The 4,851-nt window shown below is 64.1% G+C and carries 4 protein-coding genes and 1 pseudogene; 4 read left to right on the top strand and 1 reads right to left on the bottom strand.

Annotation, left to right across the window (positions count from 1 at the left end):
* Together I5M_RS22485 and I5M_RS22480 are read left to right on the top strand one after the other, a co-directional pair.
* Nucleotides 1-203, top strand: a pseudogene (locus I5M_RS22485) (metal-dependent hydrolase); the annotation flags it as partial.
* Entirely contained in the window at nt 200-1,276 is a 1,077-nt protein-coding gene (locus I5M_RS22480; protein WP_022723460.1) for a P1 family peptidase, read from the top strand. The pseudogene I5M_RS22485 and the gene I5M_RS22480, both read left to right, overlap by 4 nt.
* 161 nt (nt 1,277-1,437) lie before the next feature.
* Here I5M_RS22480 and I5M_RS22475 read toward each other — a convergent pair whose 3' ends face one another.
* On the bottom strand, nt 1,438-2,232 hold the full coding sequence (locus I5M_RS22475) for an EF-hand domain-containing protein (RefSeq protein WP_022723459.1): 795 nt from the start codon (nt 2,230-2,232) through the stop codon (nt 1,438-1,440).
* Between the two features lie 266 nt (nt 2,233-2,498).
* On the opposite strand from I5M_RS22475, the gene rpe reads away from it, so the two are divergent.
* Nucleotides 2,499-3,194, top strand: a complete 696-nt coding sequence (gene rpe / locus I5M_RS22465) for a ribulose-phosphate 3-epimerase (protein WP_022723457.1) — start codon at nt 2,499-2,501, stop codon at nt 3,192-3,194.
* Between the two features lie 149 nt (nt 3,195-3,343).
* On the top strand, nt 3,344-3,853 hold the full coding sequence (locus I5M_RS22460) for a hypothetical protein (protein ID WP_022723456.1): 510 nt from the start codon (nt 3,344-3,346) through the stop codon (nt 3,851-3,853).
* The last annotated feature ends 998 nt before the right edge of the window (nt 3,854-4,851 follow it).

Genomic DNA, 4,851 nt, shown 5'->3' with positions numbered 1-4,851 from the left:
AGCAGGCGCTCTCCAAGCTGCTGAAGCAGCCCAAGGCCGAGGGCATGGCCGTGGTCATCGTCGAGCACGACATGGATTTCGTCATGAACCTCGCCGATCGCATCGTCGTCATGCAGTTCGGCGAGAAGCTCGCCGAAGGCACGCCGTGCGAGATCCAGCGCAATCCCGCGGTGATCGAAGCCTATCTCGGAGGCGCCGAATGACTACGAGCGACGGCGACATTCTTCTGCAGGCCGACGGCATCGACATCGGCTACGGCCGCGTCACCGTAATCCACGGCGCCAGCCTGAGCGTGAAGCGCGGCCAGATCATCGCCATCATCGGCCCCAACGGCGCCGGCAAGACCACGCTGCTCAGCGGGCTGATGGGCCTTTTGCCGGTCAAGGGCCGGCTCAGCTACTTCGGCGAGACGATGAGCGAACAGCCCAGCGTCGAGCAACTGGTCGGCCGCGGCGTCACGCTGATCTTCACGTTGTCGGGCGGCTCGGCCTTCGGCCTCGATTCCGGCGGCGGCGTGCAGGCGTGGCTCGCCGCACAGGGCCGCGGTTTCGCCATCGGCAACGCGACGATCCCGATCGTGCCCGGCGCCGTGGTGTTCGACATGCTCAACGGCGGCGACAAGAATTGGGGCCGGTTCTCGCCGTATCGCGATCTCGGCTACGCCGCCGCGGCTGACGCGAGTGACGACTTCGCGCTCGGCAGCGTCGGCGCCGGGCTCGGCGCGACGACGGCGAACTACAAAGGCGGGCTCGGCTCGGCCTCGGCGACCACACCCAGTGGCGTCACTGTCGGTGCCATCGCGGTCGTCAACGCGATCGGCAGCGCGGTGATCGGCGACGGACCGTGGTTCTGGTCGGCGCCGTTCGAACAGGGCGATGAGTTCGGCGGCTTCGGCCTGCCGGCGAAATTCGGGCCCGAGCATCTGGCGGTGAAGCTGAAAGGCGCCGCGGCGGCGAGCGCGGTCGAGAATACGACGCTGGTCACCGTGGTCACCGACGCGGTGCTGACCAAGACGCAAGTGAAGCGACTGGCGATGCTGGCGCAGACCGGCTTTGCCCGCGCGATCTATCCGGTGCACGCGCCGCTCGACGGCGACGTGGTGTTCGCCGCGGCGACCGGCGTCAAACCGGTCGAACCGCTGGCCGGACTGACGGAGCTCGGCGCCATCGCCGCCAACACGGTGGCGCGCGCGATCGCGCGCGGCGTCTATGAAGCCACACGGCTGCCGTTCAAGGACGCGCAGCCGGCGTGGCGGGACAGGTTCGCTCGGAGTTGAATGTCGGCTCGTCATTGCCGGGCTTGACCCGGCAATCCATCCGCTTGGAATTATCACCTGTCCGCTTCGCGGAGGATGGATGCCCGGGCCTTCGCCGCGCCGAAGGGGCTCCGGCCCCGCAGGCGAGTCAAGCCCGGGCATGACGCCGAAATATCAACTCATCAAGCGCTGACCGAAACGCTCGATCCGCTGGCGCCCTGGATCTGCGACGACTGGCGCTGGATCAGTTGCTCGATGAAGTTGTAGGACGAGCTGGCGTTGTTGGACTGGCTCGACGTCGAACCGGGCTGCGTCATCGACACCTTGGTGCCGTCCGCATAAGTGATCTGCGTCGTGGTCGAGCCGTCGCTGTTGGTGGTAGTCGTGCTCGACGAGCCCGACAGAGCCTGCAGCAGCGCGTCGCTCGAACCGCCCGACCCGCTCGAGCTGTCCGCCGAATTGGCGCCGCCCGAACCGCCGTGGCCGTGATGGCCGTGACCCTTGCCCTTCAGGCCCGACGCCAGTTCGCTCGAACTCACCGAGCCGTCGCCGTTGGTGTCGAGGGCGGCGAACACCTTGTCGGCATTCGCCGTGTTGGTGCCGCCGGCGCCGAGCGCGTTTTCGAATTCGCTCTGGCTGACGCCGCCGCTGCCGTCGGCATCGAGCTGATTGAACAGATCCTGCAGCGCCGCATCGCGGCTGTTGGACGCCGTCGTGGTCGAGCTCGTCGATGAGGTCGAACTGCTCTGTGCCGAGAACAGCGCGTTCAGCGTCTCGGCCGACAGGCCCGTCGACGGAAACGAGCTGCCGCTCGTGCTCGACGTCGAGAACGGCGAGGTGGACGAGCTCGAGCTCGACGAGTCGAACGGATTGGTGAAGCCCGTCGTCTGCGTCGAGGACTTCGACGACGAGGACGACGAGTTCAGCGAACTCAGCAATCCCGAGAGCGCACTCAGCGCACCGAGGGCAGGCAACATGGCGAGGACTCCGCAAGACAAACCGCTGGCCGCGGCCGGCAACTACGCACGGATCATTCCGCAGATGGTTCAGCAATCGGCGTGCCAGCAGGGCGAAGCCTGATTTTGCAAGGCTTTTCGCGGCGACCGAGAGCGTGCAGCGCGGAAATTTCTGCCGGGTGCGGCACAAGCTGCCGAGCCTCCGTCGCTTGCCGGATTGAAACAGCGCCGCCGCGCGTGGTAGCGAGGCGGATCGCTGTTCAGCACAACCGGAAACGGAAACGCTCATGTCCTTCGCGCCCCGCCCGCTCGCCATCGCTCCGTCGATCCTGGCGTCGGATTTCTCCAAGCTCGGCGAGGAAGTCCGCGCGGTCGATCAGGCCGGCGCCGACTGGATTCATCTCGACGTGATGGACGGCCATTTCGTGCCGAACATTTCCTACGGCCCCGACGTCATCAAGGCGATGCGGCCGCACACCAAGAAGATCTTCGACGCCCATCTGATGATCGCGCCGTGCGATCCCTATCTGGAAGCCTTCGCCAAAGCGGGCTGCGATCACATCACCGTCCACGCCGAAGCCGGCCCGCATCTGCACCGCTCGCTGCAGGCGATCCGCGCCCCTCGCNAGAAAGGCGGCGTCTCGCTCAACCCCGGCACGCACCCGAGCGCGATCGAATACGTGCTCGACGATATCGACCTCGTGCTGGTCATGTCCGTCAATCCCGGCTTCGGCGGCCAGGCCTTCATCCCGAGCGCAGTCGAGAAGATCAAGGCCATCCGCGCCATGATCGCCGGGCGTCCGATCGACATCGAGGTCGATGGCGGCGTCAGTGACAAGGTCGCGGGCGAACTCGCTGCGGCAGGCGCGAACGCGTTGGTCGCGGGCAGCGCCGTGTTCAAGGGCGGGACGCTGGAGGCGTATAAGACGAATATCGCGGGGATCAGGAACGCGGCAGCGGCTGCGCGAGGGGAAGTGGTTTAGTTATTTAGCGGCTGAACGGACTGAGCAATGCTCCAATACATGACGCCACCGCGTTGATCGGGCCGCGCCTCACCATTCCGTTTGGTAAATTTTTCGCGCATTGAAACCATCTCTTGTGGATTGGAGACCCTTCCAGCAGGACACGAGCAATGATTGAAATAAAAGAAATCATAGACGTCATTCAAATCACCAAGAGTGCGATCTCGTCCCTCAGAAGTAATAAATCGAGATCAGAGTTCGGCTACCCAAATGAACATTTTCGCAAGATCGGATCTGCGCTTTCGGCAATCTATTTTCCTCCGGACGGAATACTCTTTGTACTAAAGAGAATCGCCCGCAGCGCAGCCGTGACCGAGCAAGACAAAGAGTCGCTTCGAAAATTCAACGATCGCGAAGAAATAATAAGCAACGCAATCGAGAACTTAGTTCTAGACTACGGCAAGAATGCAAAAAATTCCATCCGCCAAGCAAGGATCATAGAGAGCATTCGAGGACGAAAACTATCAATTCGGAGTGCAATCCAATTCGCCATCAATGAAGCCCTGACATTCGACCGGCCGGTGAATCATGAGTACGTTGGCAGGCTTGTCTCGGCTATCGAGGACCTCAATCTTCAGATTGAGGAAACCGAACACGAATTGAGAAGAATACTGGGCTAGCAAGTAGCCCGCATGAGCGATGCGACATGCGGGGCTGGCGCTGCTTCCCGGATGTCGCTGCGCTCATCCGGGCTACGCTCATCATGATCACGATGTCAAACAGCCACGCCTCTTCCCTCTCGCGGCTCCATCGAGCCCGAGTTCTGCGCCCGTCGCTTCACAGCGAGGGGTGGGGGCGCGCCGGTTGGCGCGGGGGTGGTGGTTGTCGCGATGATCTTGTGGACCATCGCGCTCGCCTTCTCGGCGCGCCCACCGCGGCGTCTGTTCGGCATCAGGCCCGTGCTTCCGGGGACAGGCGCGATGCCTCCGCACCGCTTCATCCGGCGGATTTCGCCGCCTTCGCCTGTCCCGCGTCCAGCGAACTAACAAGTCGCAGGCTCTCCTAGTGGAGCCGGACGGGGACCCGACGCCGCCCGGGAGACGTGTTTGCGAGACACATCGCGCGGGCGCCGCATCCTCCGGCTTCGCTGGCTGGGCCAGCTTCGCCGGACACAGTCCGGTCGGTTGCCCGGCCGGCTGGTCTGTCCCGCTTGACGACGCCTCGCGAAGCGCCCCTCGTGGACAGGACGACACGGATTATAGTCCTGTTAGGAATATTGTCAACACTCTCGTTCGTCATTCCGGGGCGCCGCGGAGCGGCGAGCCCGGAATCCATAAACACCGCGCGCGTGTTGGCCGTCGTCGCCAGGGCCGTCTTGCAGCGCCACGATGGCCGCGGCGTATGGATTCCGGACTTGCGAGCTGCGCTCGCAATCCGGAATGACGAAAGCGAGGTTGCGCTCGGGGCGGGGATTTCGGGTTCGCGCAGCTTTGCTGCGCGCCCCGGAATGACCGGCGCGTGGAGACCGAGACGCCGCCTCCCCCGTCCTGTCGCCGCCTAGCCCCTCCCCGCCCGATCTGCTAAAGCGCGGCGTAATCCCCTTCACATCACGAGACCAAGATGATCCCGCGCTATACCCGTCCGGAAATGGCTGCCATTTGGGAGCCGCTGCCCGCTC

Origin of the sequence: Rhodopseudomonas sp. B29, assembly GCF_000333455.1 — a bacterium.
Taxonomy (GTDB): Bacteria; Pseudomonadota; Alphaproteobacteria; order Rhizobiales; family Xanthobacteraceae; genus Rhodopseudomonas.
This window is presented reverse-complemented; position numbering and strand designations above follow the sequence as displayed.

Coding starts and splice junctions, on each gene's coding strand:
- I5M_RS22460 (WP_022723456.1), top strand. CDS start 3,344: ATGATTGAAATAAAAGAAATCATAGACGTCATTCAAATCACCAAGAGT.
- I5M_RS22475 (WP_022723459.1), bottom strand. CDS start 2,232: ATGTTGCCTGCCCTCGGTGCGCTGAGTGCGCTCTCGGGATTGCTGAGT.
- I5M_RS22480 (WP_022723460.1), top strand. CDS start 200: ATGACTACGAGCGACGGCGACATTCTTCTGCAGGCCGACGGCATCGAC.